A 21,535-nucleotide genomic window follows, 5' to 3' on the forward strand; every position below is an offset into this window, starting at 1 on the left:
ACGCCCGAGGCCGTACGCTTACGCTGTGCGCGAGCCCCGCGCGGAGCGCGGCAAGCTGATCGGCGCGGGGCCGATCGGGAAAAGAGGATAGCGTGGGCATGGGATACGACTCAAATGTTCTCTTTATGTTCCGTCCTGCCACCCGTTTCGTCAACGGCGATGAATCCCGATTTTCTCAATAGTTAGTTCGTGACGGATCAACTCTGCAGAAGCCGGCGCGTCGCTGGATCGCGCTCGCCGCAGAACCAGCGATCGAGCACATCGGCAAAGGACGGGGCAGGGAACGCCGCTTCAAATAAAGTGAGCGAGGAGCGCAATTTCATGGCGTCCACAGCCCCGAAAACGACGACAGGATCATCGGTATCGAGTTTCAGGAGCGCGTGGACGCACTGGCGATATCGCTTCCCGAGAAGTGGATGGTGGAGATAGGCACGTGCTTCCTCGATCGAGACGATTCCATAATATTGCGCGGTCGGACTATGACCAAGACCGCGCAATTGCGGAAAGACATACCACATCCAGTGAGAGCGTTTGGCCCCTGCGGAAATCTCCGACAAAGCGGCCGCATAACTGCCGGCCTGGGCATCGAGAAAACGGGCGAGGGACGCATCGTCTCGCATCAGAGCAGCGCGCCTTGCGCGGGGGGTACGCCATAGACCTGGGTTACGGGCAGGCTTCCCTGCGGCAACCAGCGCAACAAATTTTTGGCTGGCACGCCAGGATCGAGCCAGTCGGCCCATTGGTCGCGAGCGAGCGGGATGATCTGACGGTGGTGATAGGGCGCAATGTCCGGCCCGGCATCCATGGTGAGCATGGTGAACGCTTCGCCCATGGGGCTCTCGCGCCAGATGCCCGCGATGCAGAACCAGTCATGGTCGGCCATTGTGAAAAGCCATTTGTCCAGCCGCTTCTGTTTGGGATCGGCAGGATCGGTGAATTCGTAGAATCCGTCGGCCAGGATCAGGCAGCGACTGGATGCGAATTCCCGGCCCTCGGTGCGGAAATTATAGACGGGTTTGCCGTTACGGCCTGGCCATGACCAGCGCCGGCTTACGAGTTCATTGATCCCGCTTCCCGCCTCGCTGCGCCGGACGATCGGGGCCATGTCGGTCATCCTGATGTCCTCGCGCGCCGGCACATTCGGGGCACCTTCGGGCATGTTGATCTTGATCTTGAGCCCCTCGAAATCCTCGGCGATCGACGCGATGTCGATCAGCAGGCGATAGTCATTGCACATTGAACCTCCTTGTTCGCCGCCGCTTGCTCCTCGATATCGTTCCCTGTATGTTCCTTTGATGGACTCGAAAGCAACACCCTTCGACTCCGACGCGCTCGGTAGTCGCCGTGCCATCATAAGGCGCAATCCCGATGATATGGCCGAGATTGAGATGATCGAGGCGGTCTGGGGTTCCAACCCGCGCTTCGCCGACGGGGTGCGCTACGAGTTCATCCGGTCCGAAGGGCGGCAATTTCCCGGCCATCGCTGCCTTGTCGCGGCATCGGAATTCCACATTCGCAATGGCGAGAAGAAGTTTCGCGCTTTCCGCGAGGATGGCAATTTCTTCTATCTCGCCGCCATCTGGGAGCCGGCCATGGGCGAGTGGCCCGTGAGCTACCGGATCATAACGCTCGACGCGAACCCGGACGTCATCCGCTATCAGGCGCGTCATGGTGCCATCATCGAGCGCCGAGATGCGCAGAAATGGCTGGATTTCGCCGTGCCCGAAGCGGAATTGCTCGTGACGCCGCCGGCAGACATCTTCACGGTCGAAGAGATTTTGACCAAGCCCGTTCAGACGAGCCTGGCCTTTTGAAGCAGGATCGGGACATGGGTATGGTCGCGCAAAATGGCGCAGGGCAGGCCGATCTTTTCGGCGCGCCTCTCCTGCCGGGCCTTTCGTGGAGCGATGATTTTCTCACGGCGCGCGAAGAGCGAGCGCTGATCGAACGGATCGAAGAAACGAGCCTTACGCCCTTCCGCTACCAGCAGTGGACCGGCAAGCGGCTGACGCGCAGCTATGGCTGGAGCTATGATTTCGAGACCGGCACATTCGCGCCGACCGACCCAATCCCGCAATGGCTGCTGCCAGTCAGGGCGCGCGCCGCGCGCTATGCCGGGCTCGCACCGGAAGAGATCGTCCAGGCTCTCCTCATTCGCTACGATCCAGGCGCGGGGATCGGCTGGCATCGTGACAGGCCGGTTTTCCGCCATGTCATCGGCATCTCGCTGGGCGAGCGGGCTGCCATGCGCTTTCGTCGGAAGAAGGGGGATCGGTTCGAACGCATTTCCGCGCCGCTGATGCCAAGAGCCATCTATCATCTCGTCGGCGAGGCGCGAAACGACTGGGAACATAGTATTGCGGAAATGGAGGCGGCGCGCTGGTCGATAACCTTTCGCACCCTTCGCTGAGCCAGATCCGTCTCTGGCCGATGCATGCCAAATGAGAGGAGGGCCTACGATGGAAATGACGCGCATCACGCTGTTGCGACCGGCCGGGCTGCCCTGGCGTTGGCGCGATATTCTCTGCCCTGGCTGTGGGTATGCGCCAGGCTCGAGCGATGTGTCGGTTGCATGCCGGCGCTCCCGGCAGGATCCAAGAGACAGCGATCCGGATCACTGCCCATCTTGACGGCAGGGCCATGCCTGCGCATCTGCGTGCGATGGCCCAAGGGCGCTTGCGCGGCGTAGGCCTCGCGCTACTTTGGCCTCAGGTGCCGTGAATAAGCCGGGTTCATGCCGGAAGGGACGTCGCGGCACATATGTGCTCCCGGCCAATAAGCGGGCTTCTTGCATAGAGGTTCCAACACCCGTCCCTTCCACTTTTTTCGGGACTTGATCCCGACCTGCAAATGAATCAGCCTTAAAGGGCTCGCGGGAGGCTGCGGGCAGGGGCGTGGAAACCCTTATGCAAGACATGGATCGCTGCTGGCTGCGCCGGCGGCCTTCGCAGGTCCGCAAACCGTCGAGTTTGCGGGCGATGCTGCGCATGGACGTTTCCTTTCGGCATCGCGCCGGGCCCCTTCCGGAAAGTGGAGTGGCCCGATGTCTGCACATGATGCGCCCGCCGAACAGGAGAAGGCTGTGCCGCCTTCGCTTGGCGCATGGTTCGAGCGCGACGGCCGATGGCTGGAGCGTCTCCTGAGCAGAAATCTGCGATTGCCCTCCGCCGAGGTGGAGGACATCGCGCAGGATACCTGGTTGCGCATCGCACGCATGGCACCGGATGAAGTGACCCATCCCAGGGCCTTCCTGTCGCGGATCGCCCTCAACCTGTTTCGGGACCGGCGCCGGCGCGAGAAACTGCGCCAGGAAAAATCGCACCTTCTGGCGGCAAACGACATCACGCCGCTCGGACCCGATCGGTTGCAGGAGCAGGAAGCCGATCAGCTTCTTGAGCAAATCATTGTCGATCTACCGCAAAACCTGCGTGACGTATTTCTCCTCAGCCGGTTCCGGCGCATGACGAACCATGATATTGCCGAACATCTGGGGATTTCCGTGAAGACCGTCGAATGGCGCATGTCCAAGGCAATGGAGCACTGCATGACGAAGCTCCGGGGCTAGGATGATGGATGACCATGATCCCACCGCCGAGCGCCGCCGCGCGCAAGCCTCTCAATGGTTTGCGCGCCTCAAGTCCTTGCCGGTTTCCAGAGGGACGCTGGAGGATTTCTTCGATTGGCGACGCGATCCCGCCAATGCGGAAGCGTTCGCCGAGGCCGAATCGCTCTGGCATGATGCCGGGCGACACGGCGATAGCCCCGCCATCCTCCGGCTGACCGCCGAAGCCTATGCGCGCGCTGGGGCAACGCCCAGACCCAGGCGATCCATGCGCTCCCTTCTCGCCATGGGCGCAGGCGTGCTCTTTGCCATGCTGGTGGCGAGCTGGTGGATCTTCCATGTCGATCGACCACAGCAATTCGCCACATTGACGGGCGAGCAGAGGGCCGTGGCGCTCTCGGATGGTTCGCAGGTCCGACTTGATACTCAAACCCGCCTCAACACCCAGATGAAAGATGATGCGCGCCAGATCCGGCTCGACCAGGGGCAGGCGATGTTCGAGGTCGCCCATGACCGGGCACGCCCCTTCCGCGTGAAGGCCGGCGATGTCGAGGTGGAGGCCACCGGTACGAAGTTCGACGTGCGTTTCGTCGATGGCGTCACCCGCGTCTCCTTGTTCGAGGGCGGCGTCGATATCCGCGAGGCAGGCCGCGACGTGATCCATCTGTCGCCCGGCGAGATGTGGAGTTCGAAAGCCACGCACGCGGCGAGAGTCTCGTCGCTCGATGTCAGGCGGGCATCGGCGTGGACGCAGGGGAGGCTTATCTTCGAGGCCACGCCTTTGTCGGAAGCGATCTTCGAGATTAACCGCTACACGCAGAACAAAGTGGTGCTGGGCGCAACCACGCGCGCACGCGAGCCCATTAGCGGATCGTTCAAGACCGGCGATCCCTCAGGCTTCCTCAAAGCCGTCGCCGCGCTGCTGTCGCTGGACTTTGAAAGGCAGGAGAACGGCACGTTCCTGCTTCGCGATCGACGTCCGTCATAAATTTGAAATTTTTCATTCCCTGCCATTAGGGTGACCCTGGGGCCGAGGCGTCCCTTAGCTAGAGGGCGGCGATCAGGCACGCCCGAGCCGGCGGTGTCTTGCCCCGGCGCCAAGGGGGAAGAACCGTCGCCATGCGCACTCAGATCATCGCTGCCCTGTTCAGAGGAACGTCGTCCCTCATCGTGATGGCGGCGGCGTCCGCAATGCCCGCAACTGCGCAAGTGGCTGAGACGCGCATCGCATTCGCCATTGCGCCGGGCGCCTTGTCCACGGCGCTCGCCCAATATGCCGAGCAGGCCAAGGTGCAGCTCATCTATACGCCGGCGCTCGCCGCCGGCCGCAAATCGACCGGGATCAAGGGACAGTTTTCGCCGCGCGAGGCGCTGGCTCGGTTACTCGCCGGCACCGGCATAGCCGTGCGGCAGGTCGACCGCGACGTCTTCATGCTGAGCGGGGCAGGGGCTGAGGGCGGCGACATCGCCAAGGGGCAGTCCTCGGCTTCTCCCGACCGGGGCGGGCAGGACATCATCGTGACCGGATCGCACATTCATGGTGCGCCGCCCACAGCGTCGCCCACCAAGGTCGTCACCCGGTCCGATATCGAGCGTGGCGGCTATAGCTCGGTGGCACAGGCACTCCAGGCGATGCCGGGAAATTTCGGAGGGATGGCGACCGAGCAGAGTGCGCTCTCCTATGCCGACCGGTCGGGTAGCAATACTACGTTGGCATCGGGTGTGAACCTGCGGGGTCTCGGTCCGCAGGCGACGCTTGTGCTGGTGAACGGCCGACGGGTGGCGGGCTCCGGCATGATGGGCGACTTCGCCGATATTTCGAGCATACCCATGAGCGCGCTCGATCGGGTGGAAATCATCACCGATGGCGCTTCCGCCCTTTATGGCTCGGATGCCGTTGCCGGCGTCGTCAATATCATCCTCAAGGAGGATTTCGACGGCCTGGAAATGCGCTTGCGCGGCGGCAGCGTCACACAGGGAAATGCGCGCGAACTGCAATTCTCGCAGACCGCCGGCAAGAGCTGGGGCAGCGGTTCGTTCCTCCTTTCCTACGAGTGTCAGCGTCGGGTCGCACTGCGCTCGGCCGATCGGGCTTATGCCCGGTCGGCCGATTCCCGACCCTTTGGTGGCACCGATCGTCGCTATCCCTATAGTTCGCCGGGCAATGTCCTGGGTTTCGACGAAAGCGGTGCCCTGGTTCCGACCTATGCCATTCCCGCAGGGCAGGATGGGACCAGTCTGACCGCAGCCGATTTTCTTGCCGGCGAGGCCAATCTCGAAAATTTCAGGGAGGGGACCGACCTCTCACCGGACCAGAAGCGTCACAGTCTCTACGCTCATGTCTCGCAGAGCCTGACCGATGCCATCAAATTCTCGCTGGAAGGGCGATTTTCGCACCGGAAATTTTCCAGTCTAACGTCCGGCTATGCGACTATCCTCTCGGTCACGGACGCCAATCCCTGGTTCGTGTCGCCGACCGGGGCATCGAGCGACCTGATCGGCTACGCCTTTACGCAGGAACTGGGACCGGTCCGCTCGGCCGGCACGGCCAGGAGCTATGCCTTGACGGGCGGCCTCGAAGCTGAACTTGGGGCGGACTGGAAATTATCCAGCTATCTCGCCTATGCCGCCCAGCGCGATCGCAACAGAACCGATCAACTCGCCAACGAATATCTGTTGGCAGAAGCATTGGGCAGTATCGCCGATGATCCTGCCAGCGCCTTTTCCGCGCAGCGCGATGGCTATTTTAATCCTTATGGCGATGGGAACGCCAATTCGCGCGCCTTGCTGCAGGCAATCAGCGGCTATTCCGATTATGAAAGCCGATCCAACATCCTGACCGCCGACATGGTCGCCGACGGATCGCTGTTTTCGTTGCCGGGGGGATCGGTCAAGCTTGCCGTCGGGGCCAATTACCGGCGTGAGCGGTTTCATAGCCAGGCGGTGGATTTCATTTTCTCGCCGACCCCGGTCGCGGGACGACCGGCCGATTATTCCCGCTCGATCTGGGCCGGCTTTGCCGAGCTCGCCGTGCCGCTGTTCGGCCCCGACAATGCCCGCACCGGTCTCCAGCAGCTGGATTTTTCCGCTGCAGTTCGGGCTGAGCGCTATGATGATTTTGGCAGCACCGCCAATCCCAAATTCTCGCTCCGCTGGGTACCGGTCAATGGCGTCGCTGTCCGGGGGACATGGGGCACGTCCTTTCGTGCCCCCAATCTGCGCGAACTGGGTGCACCTGAAACCGCCAATCTCAGGATCGCAACCAACGAGGCGGGGAACTCGGTGGTCGTCATCCAGCGCAGCGGTGGCAATACCGGCCTGTCGCCCGAAAAGGCGAAGAGCTGGACCGTGGGACTCGACCTCACCCCATCATCCCTCGCTGGGCTGACGGCGAGTCTCACGGCTTTCCGCACCATATTCTCGGGCCGCATCAGCAATGTGGTCCAGCAGAATTTCTCCAGCGCGTTAACCGATCCGATTTACGCCCCCTTCGTCCGGTGGGTCAGTCCGGGGACCAGTGCCGATGATCTGGCCTTTGTCGAAGAACTGCTTTCCCGCTCCGGCACCTCCAATCCCTATCCGGTGGAAAGCATCGCCGCCGTCGTGGATGCCCGCTACGTCAATACCGGACGTGTCGATGTGGCCGGCGGCGATTTCGACATCAATTATGTTTTCGAGCGCGGTTCCAATCGCTTCAATATCGGCGTGGGCGCTACCTATCTCGAACGTTGGCGCGAACAGGTGACGCCGGATTCACCGGCGGTGGATCGCCGTAATGTCGCGGGAAGACCAGTGGATCTCAAGGGGCGGATGACCATCGGCTGGGCGCGCGGCCCGTTCGACACGCAAATTGCCCTCAACCATGTCGATGCCTATCGCGATGAAGCGGGCAAGCGGATCAAGGCATGGAACACGGTCGATTTCCGGATCGCCTACAAGTCGAAGGCTTCTACGGGCATCGCGTCGGGCTTCACCCTTTCACTGACGGCGCAGAACCTCTTCGACAAGGCGCCTCCCTTCTACGACTCGACCGCCGGCGCCGGCTATGACGGGGCCAATGCCGATGCGACCGGTCGATTTATCGCCCTCGAAATCGCCAGACGCTGGTGACATCGCATGCGCTGTCTCCTGTGCTGGCTCGTCGCCGCGATCCTGACCCTGCAATGCGCGGCTGTCGCAGCGCGGCCCTATAGTCTCGACGATCTGCTTCGGCATGAAGATACAGGAAGGATGTTGGTCGATCCGGGCGGCCGATGGCTCTTGTTCGAGAAATATGATTCGCATTTGGCGATGCAACGCCAGGATCGATTGTCGCTCGGACAGATTCTGCGCGCGCGGCCCTATATCGTCGACCTCCATGGACGCGGACCTGCAACACCGCTGCTCGATGACGACCAGCCCGGCACCATCCTTCTTGGGTTTTCGCCTTCGGGGAAACGGGTTGCGGTCGCGCGGCTGCAGGGTGGGGCATTTCGCTTCGGCATCGTGTTGCTTGCTTCTGGCGCAGTTCAGTGGTGGCCCTATGCGCCGCTCCATGACGGTTTTCACCCCGTCCATAGCTGGCTTTCGGACGACCGGCTGCTGATCCTGACGCAGCGCGATGAAAGACCCGCCGTTCGGATGGCTCTGGACTGGCCACCGGAACGCCCCATGCGGGAGCGATGGGACCGGACTGCCGCTGGTGCTCTGGCCGTATCGGTCAGCGGCAGCGGCCGCTATCTGCGCGATGACGGACGCTCCCAGCAGCAGCTCCTGATGGTCGATGCCGTTACGGGAGCGACACAGGCTCTTGCCACCGGCCCCTTTGCGCAGCTGCAACTATCCCCTGACGGCAAATATGTCGCACTGATCAAAGCGGATCGCGCGCGGCAGCCCTCCGCCGATCAGATGGTAGGGGAGGATGACAGCTTCTATGGCCGCCATCTCCTCCTGCTGGATCTTGCATCCAGGGCACAATGGGAACCTTGCTCCGAGTGCAGCCTGCCCGGCGATCCGCGCTGGTCAGACGATAGCGCGCATATCGGCTTCGTCGCGGACCGCAAGGGGCGCCGGGAGGCCGTGATAGCGAACATGGCGCGGCATGTCGTCATGTCAGCAGGCCCGAGCCGCTCTGCATCCTCGGACGGCTGCGTGCTTGCCCCGCATCAGGACGTGCCGGTCGCCGCCCGGGCGTCCGTCACGCCGACCGATGAGAGGGCCAGCTTTTCGGTCCCGATGGCCTGCACCCGGCCATCGTCCATGCCGGGCACCATCTGGGCTGCCGTGCCCTGGCGCGTTGGCACAGGCGGCGTCATTGTCGAAAGGCCGACAGGCGGCGCCATTAGGATTCCATGGCAAAGGCGCGAGGCGATCGCGTCCGTGCAGTCGAGCGATATCGGGAAGGGCGGGGCAGTTGCGCTTCGCATTTCCGCCGCTTCCGGGCGGAGCGCGCTGTTCCTTGCAGGCCAGGGACAAGCTCGCCCCCTTATGGCGCTCAACAGCGTCATGCGCGATGTCGAGCCGGCCGTCATGCAACCGCTCTTTCATCTGTCGGCTGCCGGTTCGCCGGTCACCAGCTGGCTTGTGCTTCCACCAGGAGAGAAGGGCGCCAAGGGGCTGCCGCTGGTGGTCATTCCCTATCCTGGGCAAATCTATTCAGACGTTGCGCCCGCCGATCAGCAGGTCGGCCGTGAACGCTTCTACACCAATGCGCAACTGCTGGCGGCAAGCCGATTTGCCGTTCTTCTGCCGTCTATCCCGATGCCGCGCGTTCTTCCCGACACCGGCTTTGATTTTTCCGCTGCGCTCGCCCCGGCGATCGAGGCAGCCATCGCCACCGGCGCCTGCGATCCTTCGCGCATCGCACTTTGGGGCCATAGTTACGGTGCATATAGTGTCGCCATGGCAGCAGCCCAGAGCAGGCGCTTCCGCGCCGTCGTCGCATCGGCCGGCATATATGATCTGGCGGCGACCGCCGGGACCTTCGGTCGCGCGACGCGCCTGTCGCCCGAGGAAGGACTGAATGTTGCAGCCTCCTATGCCTGGGCCGAAAACGGACAGGGGCGGATGGGCGTTGCGCCCTGGAAGGCGCCGGGGCGCTACATTGCCAACAGCCCCATCTACCAGGCCGATCGCGTGAATGTGCCGATGCTCATCATCGGGGCCGACCGCGATTTCTCGCCGATCGAGCAGGGCGAGCAGCTCTTCTCGGCCCTTTTCCGCCAGGGCAAGGACGCCCAGCTCATTACCTATTGGGGAGAGGGACATGTTATCGGCAGCCCTGCAAATCTCCGGGATTTCTATGCTCGGGTGATCGGCTTTCTATCGGATAATCTCGCGGTAAAAGCGCGGGCTGTTGCCGTGGTTGCTGCAGCCGCTCCTGCCATCCCCGCATCCAGCGCTCGACAATGAGCAGGCGAATGATCTCGCCATAGCAACTGGACTGGACCAGCTGGTCGGGGTCGAGCACATGTTCAAACTGCGTCCGATCGACGAGTCCGGCCTGTGCCAGTGCGCCTTCGAGCAGTCGCGTGCGAAGGATCGGCACGCTTCTGGCCAGTGTTTGTCCGAAGAAGTAGGAAAGGCTGCCTTTTCCGCGTCTTTCGATCAGCGCTGCGGGCAGTCGGTTGGCAAAGGCTGCGCGCGCCATGGCCCGGTCCCGCCTTCCCTCGGTCAGGGCCATGAGCGACTGGCCGAGCGCATGTTCGACGATCGGTTGCGAAAGCAGCGGATGGATCACTCGCATCACCTGCGCGCAGCGGCTGGGACCAAATGCGTTCCGGTCGCCGGCTATCGCTTCGATCTGCATGCGCTTGGCTTGAGAAACGCCCTCGAGCGACCCTGCCCATGTCGAAGGTCGCGACTGGCTGGGATAGACACAGAAGGGACTGCGTTTGCCCGCGACATCAGCGTTCCGCACCGAAGGCAGCCAGGCCGTGGCCGCGACTCTCCAGATACTGGTCTGGCACCAGCGCGCGAGCGCCTCCAGACGTTCGAGGTTGAGCTTTTGCCCGTCCGGCCAGCCGTCTTGTGCCACCAGCGGCGTGGGATGCTGGAAGAACAGCGCATCGCCGCCGCGGCCGGTAAACAGCGCATCGGCGTCTCGCGCTTTGCCCATGGCCGCCAATTGCCGATCATGGAAAAAGCTTGTGCTGCCAATGCCGGGGCGTACGCCCACAGCCGCCCCATCCAGCAAGCTGTCGTCGATCGCCGAAATGCCGAACGCAATCTCGTGCGGTTCCAGCCCAAGCCTGTCTGCCACGGCGCGACTGAAACGGCGTTCGTCGCCAGCCAGGCTATCGCTGAAAAATGTGAAGGCGCCGATCCCTTCGCCCTTCGCCTGCGTCAGGCTCGCCGCGACGATGGCGGAATCAAGGCCGCCGGAGAGTTCCAGGATGGGCCTTGCATGCATGGATGACCAGGCGGACACGCATGCGTCCACGATGCCGGCCAGCGCCGCCGGGGCGCCCGCCGCGCTGCGTGGCGCGCAATGGTCGCGCGGCGCCCATAACCGTCTGGTATTGGTGCCGGATTGGCTGAAGCTGGTGATCGCCCCCGGCTGCAAGGGCGCCACTGCGATAAGAGGCGCGGTTTCGGCGGCCTGGGATGGATGGTGGAGGAGATGGGCTATGTCCTCCAGATTGATCGCGAGCATCGCAGGCGGAAAACGGTCGAGCCAGCGATCCGCGTCGCATGTCAGCAGCGTCACGCCGTCATGGCGCCAATGAAAACATTCCCGCGACCCGATCGGCTCGGCGAACACGGATAGGAATATCTTGGCATCGGGATCGTGTCGCAACGCTATGTAGCTTCCCCAGTGAGAGGAGAGCAGGTCGGAGCAATATTCTCGGAAGCCCGCCTCGTCTGCTGTTCTTGGCCTGGGCATTGTGTCGGCTTGTGGGCTGCTGAAGATTTCGCCGACAAGATAGTGGGACGGGGCCATCTGCTTGGCCCATGCGTCCTGCGTCGCAACCATCAGGCCATTGGCCTGCATGATCTGGATATCGGGCGCGCGCAGCAGGTCGGCCTCGATCCGGCTGGCCATTGCCACGGCCATAGCATCCTGGGGATGCCAGGCGGCGATGAGATAGTCGCCGCGCATCAGCTTTGGCGCAGCCGAAAGATCGGTACATAATCCTCGATCAGATGGACCCGTTCACCGATCAGCATATCGTCGATCGCGAGCCAGCAATGCGCGCGAAAGGGAAAGAGCTGAACCCCGATGACCCAATCCGCCCTGTGTCCATGATAGGACAGATAATGAAGCAGCGCGTAGGCGCGCAGAAGGCAGGACGCACGATAGGGAAGATAGAGGCTCATCCGCTCGAACCGGGCGGCCAGGTTCTGGGCAGGCGCCGCGCTGCGCTGAAAGGGCGCCTGGCCAAGATGCATCGCCTCCATCATCAAGGACCGGATCGGCTTGCGAAAGAATGAGGTGAGAGCAGCGCACCATGCGCGCAAGAAAAGGCGTGGGTCGCCCGCCTCGAGCCGATCGTCAGAGACCTCCGGCTCCCGCCAGATGGGCAGGAGGGGCTCCGCGCCGGCCTCCCATCCATGTTCCACTGGATAATAATGGCAGCTATAGGCATCGGCGTCGAAGTCGAGTGTCACGACGCCGTCACCGCATCTGGCGGTGGGGGCGCCGAAAAGGTCCAGAGACAGCATGGCGGCTCCTCATGGACGGTGCCGATGCCCTGCGCAGTGAAGGCCTCGGCACCGCCTGGTTCGTTCAGCCGCCGACCGTATATTCGCGGTCGAGGATCATCTCCGGCTGCGAGCCCGAAAAGCTGGCGCGGGTCAGCTTGCGGGCCTTGCCCAGCGCGATCATACGGTTCGCGGGGCGCAGATCGGACGAACCGGATTGAACGGACTGTTTCATTTCAACCTCCTTCATCGAGCCGCGACCATTCGCGGCGAATTCAGTAGGAAGCAGGTGGAAGTGATAGCAAAATCATATTTGCCCTATATTTGGCCTATATTCTTGGAACATGGCCCTGACCTTCGAAGGCGTTCGCAAGCTGGTCCGCGACGTCGCGGCAGCGCTCGTGAAAAGCATGGCTGATATCGCGCGCCATCGCGGGATCATCCTGTGTGAGCGCATCCGCAAGTGCGTGGGCGCGTTCCCCCATGTCCGCAAGGATGGTCGCTTCATGGCGGCGCAACACAGCGAGCCTGTCGTCCACATAGCGCCGGATCGAGATGATCGCGGCATCGCCGGTCGCGGCGGCCCTGTTGTCGAACAGGCGCCAGAGGCTCCGGTGTCGCCCGGCCCTGTGCCCGTTTACCGGATGAAGCTGCAATGCCCGATCCATCCACAACTCGTGCGCTCTGTAGAGGCTGATGATCGCTCGGGCATTGAGGGGCGCAAGATAGAAGCCTTCACGATGGCGCTCGACAACGAGGTCGCGCCCGGCCAGCTGGCGCAGGGCCTCGCGCACCGGCGTCGTGCTGACGCCCAGGGCCTGCGCCAGCGTGGCGATGCCGATCCGATGGATCGGGCGATACTGGCCCTGGACGATCCGGCTGAAAATCGCATCATATATGGCCGCGTAGGATTTGGGCGCTTTGCGCGTCATTCGACTTCTCCCTGAGAAGTCCATCGCCGCTCGCCTTGCGCGCGGACGCAAGAGATAGCCTCATTTTCACCCTGATTGGGCAGACGCGCGCAAATCAATAGGTTGCATTATGCGATCAAGCTGCTGATACTCTGCAATCCTATAGCGGTCATCCCGCAGAGGATGTTCGTTCTGACAGGAGAGGCTTTGACAGGCTTCGCGGACCTGCCTCCACGCAGTTGCTGTGTCGAGCCAAGGATGGACCGGCTGGCCGGTCGCGCAGGACGGGGGCGGCGATGTCTTTCACGACCGACATGGCGGACAGCGGCGAAAGTCTCTCTCGTGCCCTTCGCGCCATCCGACGCAAACGCGGCCTCAAAACCAGTGAAGTCGCGCGCCGCATGGACATGGCGCAGCGCAGCTACGAGCTGTTCGAGGCTGGCGGCGGACGCATTACATTCGAGCGGTTGATGAGCTTTGCGGAGGCCACGGACTGCGACCCTTTTGCATTGATGCTGGTGGGACCGTTCGGTTCGGCCGAGTTCGCCATCCACTGCGCCGACACCAAGCTGGCGATGATCATGGTCATGTCGCTGCAGGAATTTGCCGAGGACCGCGGCGCCGACCTTTGCTTCCTTGAACCGCCCAATATCATCGCGGCCTTCCAGCGTCTCTTCAAGGATCTGGGCGGCAGGCTCGACGACAATGACGCTTTCCTTTCCAAATGGCTGGATGGCCGCACCGGCATGATCGATCTGGGCGCGCTCAGCATGCGGGGCCTGCGCCGCAGGAAGGCGTGATATCGCGCATTTTTTCAACATCGCCATAGCCACCGTGGCGAGCGGGCATCGTCTCATGGCCATGGCGCTTGGCTAGCTGGCAACGGGATGACTGGTCCGTCCGAGCGGATGCCTGAGTTTGGCGCATGAGCCCGGATCGATGGATCGGCGACCGGCTCCGAGGTCGGCCATGACGACGATGCTAGAGAAGCGTCTTGTAACCGCCGGCAGCCAGGGCGCGGGCCTGGGCAATAAGTCTGCGCGTCCGCGACTTGAGATGATCGGATGCCTGGTTCCATTCGCGTTCGACCGTCATTTCTCCGAACAAGGTGATCGCGGTTTCTCGGTGCGAGCGATGTCGGGCAAGCGCGTCAAGCGTGGCGAGAAGCAGCGACCATCGCTCGCCGCGCGTGGAATTGCGCTCCAGACTCTGCGGCCATGCGCCCTTGCGCAAGAGCCAGTCCCATCGCTGTAGCGCATGGGTCCGCTCTGGGAGCGCGGCGCCCTCGATAATATATCGCAACCCGACCGGCCCTTGCAGCAGATCGCCTGCCGTCAAACTAAGTCTGATCTGCCCTTGGGGGCTTTCGACGAGCAGCTCCTGGCGATCGGGCTGGACGAGCAGCACCGCAGGCCAGGGCAGGTCGAAGAGCAAGAAGGCGCCGGGCTCGGTGGACCGACATGGCCGCGCAAAAGCGCATATGACGTTCATGTCCACCGCTGCCTCCCAGAAAAGGGGGACGTCGCGTGCTGTCAGGGCCGGATCGCCCTCGAAAACATAGCCCCCAGGATGTGAGCGGGCGGCAGGTCCGGATAAGCTGGAGGGAAGGGCTGGTTCGCAAGAGCGTCCGCTCACAAGGCTGGCCCCTATAGTCCGCCCGTCTTCGCAATATCTCCCATGCCATCTGCGATCCAGTCAGAAGATGCGCATCCTGCGGCACCGATCGCTCGATGATCTCTGGCCGACATGAACTGGTCCGGGCTCCCTGCATGCCTGTCTCCCATATTTTGGTCAGGAGCAAAGGATGCATGAGCGGGGGGTGGGAGCGGGCGCGCGACGGCTTGCCGGTGCGGCGAATTGACGCGCTTGTGCCATGTCTGGCGCGAGGGTGCGGATATTCCGCATATATCAGGCGTATATTTCGCCATCTCCATGCGGACATTCCATGCGCCCTGCGCACTGCGGGATTGACGGGAGCGCGCGCATTTCCGGGGATGTCTCGGGAGGCGACGAGCGATGGTCGGGCGCATGGTCGAGGGTGGACGATCTGGTCACTTTTTGGGGGCGTTGTAGTCAGCTTTCACTCCGGTTCGATGAAGCTGTCCCAATAGAGACGTTCGACCTCGCGAACCTCGTCCGCCGTCAGCGCGGCAAATTCCCGTCCCTGGGCACGCTGGGACAGCCGGCCATCATTCTGCTTGAGGAACTTGTGAAGCAGTTCGACCTGATCGATCGGCATGTCGATCATTTGCTGAATGCCCAGCGTGAAGCGATCGAACCCTTCGAGGAAGGCGACCTCCTCGGGCATGTCCACTTCGATCGTCTGTTCCACACAGGCATAGAGGAAGGCGGCATGCGCGGTAGCGTCGAAAAAGCGGTAATAGGACGCCGTCTCGTTCAGCACCTCGACATTGCCACCTGCCGTGCGCCGCCACTCGATCAGCGGCAAGAGCGGCCTTGAATAGCTTTCGAGCACGCGCCGATAGGCATGGATTTCCCGCAGGATTGCGGCGCTCACCGGGAAGACCAGGCCAGGCGGGTTATAATGCGCCGCTGCCAGAACATGATGGATGAGCCAGCGATGGAGGCGGCCATTCCCATCCACATAGGGATGGATATAGACGAAGCCGAACGCCAGCGCCGCTGCGGCGACCACGGGATCATAGCCACCCTCGCGGGTCCGGTCGGCATAATCGACGAGGCCGGCCAGCAAGTCATCAAGATCCTGCGCGCGCGCGCTGATATGGTCGGGGATGGGATCGCCGGTCTCGCGGTCATGAACCCCCACGAAGCCCCCTTCTTCGCGTAGGCCCAGGCGCACGAAGCGCGCATCGCCGATGACGATGCGCTGGAGACGGTCGAACTCCGCCAGGCTGAGCTGCGTCTGCCCTGCTTCAGCGATCGCCTGGCCCCAGCGGACCGCGCGATTGCCCGAAGGGCGTTCCCCTTCGATCGCGAAGGAGGAGCGGGAATCGTTGAGCAGCAGAAAGGCCGCCGCACGCGCCACCAGATCAGGTCTGATCCGCCCGATCTGGGCGCGTGCGCGCTCGTCGAGCTTCTTGGCCGCAAGCGCGCTCAGTGCAGGCGAACGATCGACCATGGGACAGAAGCGTGGTGTTCCGGGCAGATTGTTCAGCACGCGATGGCGCGATGAGGTCTCGCCGCGGGCGAGGGCGAACTGCATGTCCGGGTCGACCACCTCCACCTGACGGACCTTGCCCGCGTCGGGAAGGTCGAGCATGTGCCCGGTCATCCACTCATAGAGAAACCAGATCCGGCGCGCGAACGCGCCCGTTGGTGTGGTGCTGACGATATCGGCAACATCCTCTGCCGGGATCGTCCGGAACAGCTGGTCGAGCACGGGAAGGTTCACGCCTTCCCACTTGATCGCGAAGGTGAGGTGTCCAGCCAGGCTTTCTTCGGGCCGATGGCGTGGCGTCAGCATCAGCCAGCTGTCGGTCGATACCGGGTGATGGCGTTGCGCAATGGCGGCAAAACGTGGTGATAGTGGAACCGCAAGATCATAGGCTGCCATCAATGCCGCGTAGCCCACAGGCGTAGCAGGTTCAGGAAGCGCGCGACCGCGAAAATCCGTCACCGGCTGTGAAGGCCATTCACCCATGCAAACTCCTGCGAAAAACCATCACCGCAACCGAGGTCGCCCGCGAATCTCGATCATTGTCTGCGAATAATTATCTCAAGATCGCAATTTTGTGAATATCGTTCACTTTCTTCCGATTTGCGGATGGGCCGACGGCGCCTTTTGCACGGCATGAGGGTCGTGCCTCGCGGCGAGGCGAGCCGGCCGCGCGAAGAAAAGAGAGATATGTCTGCTGCACTTTTGGCAGACCAGGCGGTGTGGGCAGCCAGACCCGGATGTTGCTGGTCGGCGGGTTGCAGGCCCGCAGATTCAGTCGGCGGAGCGATCGGAAGCCATGATGGCGTCGACTTCGCTTGCGCTCAGCATACCGCGCAGCTGCGCTTCGTCGAAAATGGCGGTGTTGAAGTCGCGGTCATTTTCGCCGGAGCCGACAGCGTGGATGCTGTCGAAAATCTCGCGATCGCTCATCTCGCTCGCCTGTGACGCAAATTTCATGGGATCAGACATACTCATGGCACCGGTCTCCGTTTGCAAGCGGCAGACCAATGAAGTCCTGTCAGTCGGTATCGTGCTCGGGAACCCCTGTGATACCGATGACTGCCTTATACCACGGCAGGGCTTTGAGCGCCAAACAGACGCATCATGGTCTCGCCCTGAACGCAGGGCCGCAAAGCTAATCGCGGCTACACCGTTCATATCGCTTCCCATTCAGCGAGCCCAAGGCCGGGGACCAGCAGCGCCGACCATCAGGATCGATCATCGCCTTTCGGCGGGCACCGGGCGGCCCAAACCCAGACGGATCGCCTGCCGAGCCTCGAGTCGCCGCCGGAAAGGCGCTGAGCGCCGCATCAACCACGTCGATAGATGCGCGCCAGGAAGGAGGAACGCCCACCCAGCAATGCGTCCATCGATCGGTCTGCAAATGGGGATATATGCTTTTCCGGGCCTGCGGCTGCGCCTGTCGCGCTTTATGCCGCCGTCCTGGGCCGGCGGCACCCAGCCCCGTTTTCCGGGTCTGGTCCATTCGGTAACGATCGCGGGCAGGGGCGGACCCATCCAGGTCCGCCCGGCGGTCGCCGCGCGAGCGCGGCGGCGCTTGTGGGAGCCTCTCCCAGAAAGCGGGAGCAGGCGGCGCTCCCTCCTAGGCCCTTCGCGGTCGCCGGCAACCCGCAGCTTCGCTTGCGGGTGCTTCACTTACGTTACGCCCTTCGGTGCCTGCGTCCGCCGGGGCGGGCCTTTCCAGTCGCATCTTGCCGCCCACCCCCGCTTTTCGGGGAGGCTCATGTTTTTGGGCAGGCAGGAGGACAGGACATGGCTCATTCCACCAGCCGCAGCGCCAAGGCCAAGCGTCGCGCCGCAAACGCCCAGCCCGAACGGATCAGCCTCTATGACGAGGTCACCGCCAAGATCATCGCCCAGCTTGAGGAAGGGCATTTTCCTTGGGTCCAGCCTTGGGCATCGGGACCGGCCGCCATTGGCGGGGCGCTTGGCCCCGGCCTACCGCGCAACGCGCTGACCGCCCGCTGCTATTCGGGCGTCAATATCCTCATCCTTTGGGGCGCGGCGATCGATCGGGGCTATCCCTCGCAAAGCTGGCTCACCTTCAAACAGGCGCTCGATGCAGGCGGCAATGTGCGCAAGGGCGAGCAGGGAACGACCGTCGTCTATGCCGATCGTTTCACACCTGAAACAGAAAAGGAAAAGGCGCGGGAAACGGGGCAGGACGCCAAGTCGATCGCCTTTCTCAAGCGGTTTACCGTGTTCAACATTGCCCAGTGCGAGGGACTGCGCCCCGGCCTGGCCGCCGAACCTGCCCCTTTACCCGAATGCCAGATCATCCCCATCGCCGAAGAGGTGATCGCGGCGAGCGGCGTGGAGTTCCGCATCGGCGGCGACCGGGCATATTATATGCCGTCACTGGACGTGGTGCAGGTGCCGCCGCAGCCTGCTTTCTATGAGCAGGTCAATTATTACCGCACCTGCCTGCATGAACTGACCCACGCCACCGGCCACCCATCGCGCCTCGACCGCAATCTCAAGAACGGCTTCGGCAGCAAGGATTATGCTCGCGAGGAACTGATCGCCGAAATGGGGTCAGCCTTCCTCTGCGCGGCGCTGGGCATCGTGCCGACCGTGCGCCATGCCGATTATATCGGCTCATGGCTGGAGGTGCTGCGCGAGGATAATCGCGCCATCTTCCGTGCCGCAGGTGCCGCCAGCAAGGCGGCCGACTGGCTGCTGTCCCGCCATCGCGAAACACAGGTCGCCGTCGTGGGCATTGAGGAACCGACCAGCACCGCCGAACCGACCAGCACCGTCGAGCAGGAAAGGAAGGCGGCATGAACCTCCTCACCCCCGATATTCGTCAGGCGCTGCGCGCCAATGCTTGTCGCAGCGCTGCCAGCCGAGCGCGGAGAGAGACGTGCGATCCTCGCTGTGAGACGCGTGACTCGCTGCGACCAGCGGTCAAATTCTTCAATCCACTGGGCGCCGCCACTTGGCTGGCCACCGAACTTTACGAAGACGGCGACACTTTGTTCGGCCTCGCCGACCTTGGCTTCGGATGCCCGGAAATGGGCGTCTTCTCCCTGATGGAAATCGAAGGCATCCGACTGCCCTATGGCATGCGGATCGAGCGCGACGAGGGCTTTTGCAGCCCGCACAGCCTGTCCCGCTGGGCTTCGACCGCCCGCCATGCAGGCTCCATCATCCATGCCGAACAGCTTCTGAGACACGCCGTATTTGACGCGGCTTTCGACCTTCCGACCGATCCATTCCAAGGAACGGCAGGATGACGCGCGGCGCGTAACGCCGCATTTCCGTAAAGCCGAGCCGCCCAACTCGCCAAAGATCGACGGCCCGGCACTCACAAGGAGTAGACCCATGAAACTCGATTTCATCCCGCTCGACAAGCTGTCCGTCAGCAAGGCCAATATGCGCTTTTCCAAAAGCGCCCCCGATGTGTCGGACATCCTGCCGACCGTGCGCAAGCGCGGCGTGATCCAGCCGATCATCGTGCGGCCCCAATCCTGTCCCGAGCCTGTCGAGGGGCGCGCGCCCGATGCCTTCGAAATCCTCGCCGGTTCCCGCCGCTATCATGCCGCCATGATCGTCGCGGCGGAGAAGCGGGCGATGGGCGAGGCCGACAGCGAAATCGCGCTGCTACCCTGCGCTATCCTTGAAGAGGGCGACGACGCCGACGCGGTGGAAGCCTCGATGATCGAAAATATGGCCCGGCGCGATGCCGATGAAGTAACCCAGTGGGAGAGCTTCACCCGGTTGGTGAAGGAAGGCCGCAAGACCGACGATATCGCCGCAACCTTCGGCCTGCCCGAACTCACCGTCAGGCGGGTGCTGGCGCTGGGCAATCTTCTACCCCGCATCCGCCGCCTCTATGCCGCCGACGAGATCGATCGGGCGACCGTCCGCCATCTGACGCTCGCATCCAAAAGCCAGCAAAAGGCATGGCTTGCCCTGCTCGACGATGAGGATAGCTACACGCCTGTGGGCCATCAGCTAAAGGCCTGGCTCATGGGCGGCCAGTCCATCGGCATCCATCATGCCCTGTTCGATGTCGAAGCGAGCGGCCTTGCCGTCATCGCCGACCTGTTCGGCGAGCACGCCTATTTCGCCGATGCCGATGGCTTCTGGAAGGCGCAGGATGCCGCCATCCACGACCGGCGCGAAGCCTATCTGGACGAGGGCTGGAATGAGGTCGTCATCGTGCCGCCCGCCGAGCATTTCTCGACATGGGAATATGTGAAGGCAACCAAGCGCCATGGTGGCCGCATCTATGTCGATGTGCGCGGCACCGGTGAAGTCATCTTCCATGAAGGCTATCTGACCCGCAAGGAAGCCGAGCGGATCGAAAAGGGGCAGTGCGCAGGAACAGGCGGGAAGGTCGTGCGCCCCGAAATTACCTCGACCATGGCGACCTATCTCGACCTGCATCGCCATGCCGCCGTGCGCGCCGCCCTCACAAGTGCCCCCACTGTCGCACTGCGCCTGATGGTGGCCCATGTCATCGTCGGTTCGCCCCTCTGGCGGGTCGATGTCGAACCGCAGACCAGCCGGAATGAAGCGGTCGCGGAAAGCATCGAGAATGCGGTCGGCGAGGCGGATTTCGATCATATGCGGCGCAAGGCGCTGGCCCTGCTCGGCTTCGACGCGGAAGAACCCGCCATCATCGGCGGGCTTGGCGGCGACTTCGGTCCCAATACCGGCCTTGTCGCGCTTTTCCTCACCCTGCTTGACCTTGATGATGCGCAGGTCATGGATCTGATCGCCATCGTCATGGGCGAAAGCCTCGCCAGCGGCAGCGCCGCCGTCGATGCTGTCGGCCTCCATCTTGGCATCGACATGGCCGACTATTGGCAGGCCGATGCCGCCTTTTTCGAGCTGCTGCGTGACCGCGAAATATTGGGCCATCTGGTCGCGGACGTAACCAGCCCCTCGGTTGCTGCCTCCAATGCGAACGAGAAGGCAAAGACCTTGAAAGCCATCATCCGTGATGCGCTCGACGGCACCAATGGCCGCGACAAGAAAGATCGCTGGGTGCCACGCTGGATGCAATTCCCACCCTCGCGCTATTCGCAGCGTGGTGGGGTCGGAACCATCGCGGCCCATGGGGCGGTGGTTAAAGCGAAGGAGGCGCATGACAGCGCCATAGCCAAACCGGACATGCCCGATCCCGCTACTCCCGGCGGCGTCATTTCGCTGCCTGACGGCGGTGAGGAAGCAGACGAGCGGCTTGCGGCCTGATGGTATCGCGCGGGCGGCGCTTCGTCGCCGCCCGCCTCGCCATTGCCTTCGAAAAATCGGCGCGCCGTCGCCGTTCCG

General features: G+C 62.8%; 18 protein-coding genes and 2 pseudogenes. 10 read left to right on the forward strand and 10 right to left on the reverse strand.

Going from position 1 to position 21,535, the window contains the following annotated elements; translation table 11 throughout:
- Nucleotides 1–197: 197 nt before the first annotated feature.
- The gene (locus tag B2V90_RS01095) at nucleotides 198–620 is read right to left on the reverse strand and encodes a DUF1810 domain-containing protein (RefSeq protein ID WP_037506391.1); all 423 of its coding nucleotides are present in this window, start codon (nucleotides 618–620) and stop codon (nucleotides 198–200) included.
- A complete protein-coding gene (locus tag B2V90_RS01100; RefSeq protein ID WP_161731127.1) occupies nucleotides 620–1,237 on the reverse strand; it encodes an SOS response-associated peptidase family protein in 618 nt (205 codons plus the stop codon). The genes B2V90_RS01095 and B2V90_RS01100 overlap by 1 nt, the downstream gene beginning before the upstream one ends.
- Nucleotides 1,238–1,373: 136 nt before the next feature.
- Here B2V90_RS01100 and B2V90_RS01105 point away from each other — a divergent pair, with 136 nt between their 5' ends.
- The 6 genes from B2V90_RS01105 (at nucleotide 1,374) to B2V90_RS01130 (ending at nucleotide 9,952) form a co-directional block, all read left to right on the forward strand.
- The gene (locus tag B2V90_RS01105; RefSeq protein WP_228222831.1) at nucleotides 1,374–1,814 is read left to right on the forward strand and encodes an SOS response-associated peptidase family protein; all 441 of its coding nucleotides are present in this window, start codon (nucleotides 1,374–1,376) and stop codon (nucleotides 1,812–1,814) included.
- Between the two features lie 14 nt (nucleotides 1,815–1,828).
- On the forward strand, nucleotides 1,829–2,410 hold the full coding sequence (locus B2V90_RS01110) for an alpha-ketoglutarate-dependent dioxygenase AlkB (protein ID WP_228222830.1): 582 nt from the start codon (nucleotides 1,829–1,831) through the stop codon (nucleotides 2,408–2,410).
- Nucleotides 2,411–3,043: 633 nt separating this feature from the next.
- On the forward strand, nucleotides 3,044–3,565 hold the full coding sequence (locus B2V90_RS01115) for an RNA polymerase sigma factor (protein WP_161731126.1): 522 nt from the start codon (nucleotides 3,044–3,046) through the stop codon (nucleotides 3,563–3,565).
- Nucleotide 3,566: 1 nt separating this feature from the next.
- Nucleotides 3,567–4,550 carry a FecR family protein gene (locus tag B2V90_RS01120; protein ID WP_161731125.1) on the forward strand — a complete coding sequence of 328 codons (984 nt, stop codon included), beginning with the start codon at nucleotides 3,567–3,569 and terminating at the stop codon, nucleotides 4,548–4,550.
- A 131-nt stretch (nucleotides 4,551–4,681) separates the two neighbouring features.
- On the forward strand, nucleotides 4,682–7,672 hold the full coding sequence (locus B2V90_RS01125; protein ID WP_228222829.1) for a TonB-dependent receptor: 2,991 nt from the start codon (nucleotides 4,682–4,684) through the stop codon (nucleotides 7,670–7,672).
- A 6-nt stretch (nucleotides 7,673–7,678) separates the two neighbouring features.
- A complete protein-coding gene (locus B2V90_RS01130) occupies nucleotides 7,679–9,952 on the forward strand; it encodes a S9 family peptidase (RefSeq protein ID WP_161731123.1) in 2,274 nt (757 codons plus the stop codon).
- A 37-nt stretch (nucleotides 9,953–9,989) separates the two neighbouring features.
- On the opposite strand, the pseudogene B2V90_RS23040 reads toward B2V90_RS01130, so the two are convergent.
- From B2V90_RS23040 to B2V90_RS01150, 4 genes and pseudogenes are all read right to left on the reverse strand, one after another.
- Nucleotides 9,990–11,642, reverse strand: a pseudogene (locus tag B2V90_RS23040) (asparagine synthase-related protein); the annotation flags it as partial.
- A complete protein-coding gene (locus B2V90_RS01140; RefSeq protein ID WP_161731121.1) occupies nucleotides 11,642–12,205 on the reverse strand; it encodes a lasso peptide biosynthesis B2 protein in 564 nt (187 codons plus the stop codon). The pseudogene B2V90_RS23040 and the gene B2V90_RS01140, both read right to left, overlap by 1 nt.
- 64 nt (nucleotides 12,206–12,269) lie before the next feature.
- The gene (locus tag B2V90_RS01145; RefSeq protein ID WP_161731120.1) at nucleotides 12,270–12,419 is read right to left on the reverse strand and encodes a hypothetical protein; all 150 of its coding nucleotides are present in this window, start codon (nucleotides 12,417–12,419) and stop codon (nucleotides 12,270–12,272) included.
- Between the two features lie 94 nt (nucleotides 12,420–12,513).
- Nucleotides 12,514–13,116: a GntR family transcriptional regulator gene (locus B2V90_RS01150; protein ID WP_161731119.1), complete on the reverse strand. Its 603-nt coding sequence runs from the start codon at nucleotides 13,114–13,116 to the stop codon at nucleotides 12,514–12,516.
- A gap of 275 nt (nucleotides 13,117–13,391) precedes the next feature.
- Between B2V90_RS01150 and B2V90_RS01155 the strand changes: the two genes are divergently transcribed.
- On the forward strand, nucleotides 13,392–13,895 hold the full coding sequence (locus tag B2V90_RS01155; protein WP_052076508.1) for a helix-turn-helix domain-containing protein: 504 nt from the start codon (nucleotides 13,392–13,394) through the stop codon (nucleotides 13,893–13,895).
- A 181-nt stretch (nucleotides 13,896–14,076) separates the two neighbouring features.
- Here B2V90_RS01155 and B2V90_RS01160 read toward each other — a convergent pair whose 3' ends face one another.
- The 4 genes and pseudogenes from B2V90_RS01160 to B2V90_RS01170 form a co-directional block, all read right to left on the reverse strand.
- Nucleotides 14,077–14,586 carry a DNA -binding domain-containing protein gene (locus B2V90_RS01160; protein WP_279776342.1) on the reverse strand — a complete coding sequence of 170 codons (510 nt, stop codon included), beginning with the start codon at nucleotides 14,584–14,586 and terminating at the stop codon, nucleotides 14,077–14,079.
- 70 nt (nucleotides 14,587–14,656) lie between these two features.
- Nucleotides 14,657–15,037: pseudogene (locus B2V90_RS23080) on the reverse strand (hypothetical protein); the annotation flags it as partial.
- Nucleotides 15,038–15,175: 138 nt separating this feature from the next.
- Complete coding sequence (locus B2V90_RS01165; RefSeq protein WP_161731117.1) at nucleotides 15,176–16,717, reverse strand: Fic family protein; 1,542 nt, start codon at nucleotides 16,715–16,717, stop codon at nucleotides 15,176–15,178.
- Between the two features lie 288 nt (nucleotides 16,718–17,005).
- Nucleotides 17,006–17,209, reverse strand: a complete 204-nt coding sequence (locus tag B2V90_RS01170) for a hypothetical protein (RefSeq protein ID WP_152527989.1) — start codon at nucleotides 17,207–17,209, stop codon at nucleotides 17,006–17,008.
- Between the two features lie 798 nt (nucleotides 17,210–18,007).
- Here B2V90_RS01170 and B2V90_RS01175 point away from each other — a divergent pair.
- The 3 genes from B2V90_RS01175 to B2V90_RS01185 all read left to right on the forward strand — a co-directional run bounded on the left by B2V90_RS01175 (nucleotide 18,008) and on the right by B2V90_RS01185 (nucleotide 21,457).
- Nucleotides 18,008–19,039: an ArdC family protein gene (locus tag B2V90_RS01175; RefSeq protein ID WP_161731116.1), complete on the forward strand. Its 1,032-nt coding sequence runs from the start codon at nucleotides 18,008–18,010 to the stop codon at nucleotides 19,037–19,039.
- Complete coding sequence (locus B2V90_RS01180; protein WP_161731115.1) at nucleotides 19,036–19,491, forward strand: DUF2958 domain-containing protein; 456 nt, start codon at nucleotides 19,036–19,038, stop codon at nucleotides 19,489–19,491. The genes B2V90_RS01175 and B2V90_RS01180 overlap by 4 nt, the downstream gene beginning before the upstream one ends.
- A gap of 88 nt (nucleotides 19,492–19,579) precedes the next feature.
- Nucleotides 19,580–21,457: a ParB/RepB/Spo0J family partition protein gene (locus B2V90_RS01185; protein ID WP_161731114.1), complete on the forward strand. Its 1,878-nt coding sequence runs from the start codon at nucleotides 19,580–19,582 to the stop codon at nucleotides 21,455–21,457.
- Nucleotides 21,458–21,535: the final 78 nt, after the last annotated feature.

The sequence above is a fragment of the Sphingobium sp. UBA5915 genome, from assembly GCF_002431195.1.
Lineage (GTDB): Bacteria > Pseudomonadota > Alphaproteobacteria > Sphingomonadales > Sphingomonadaceae > Sphingobium > Sphingobium soli.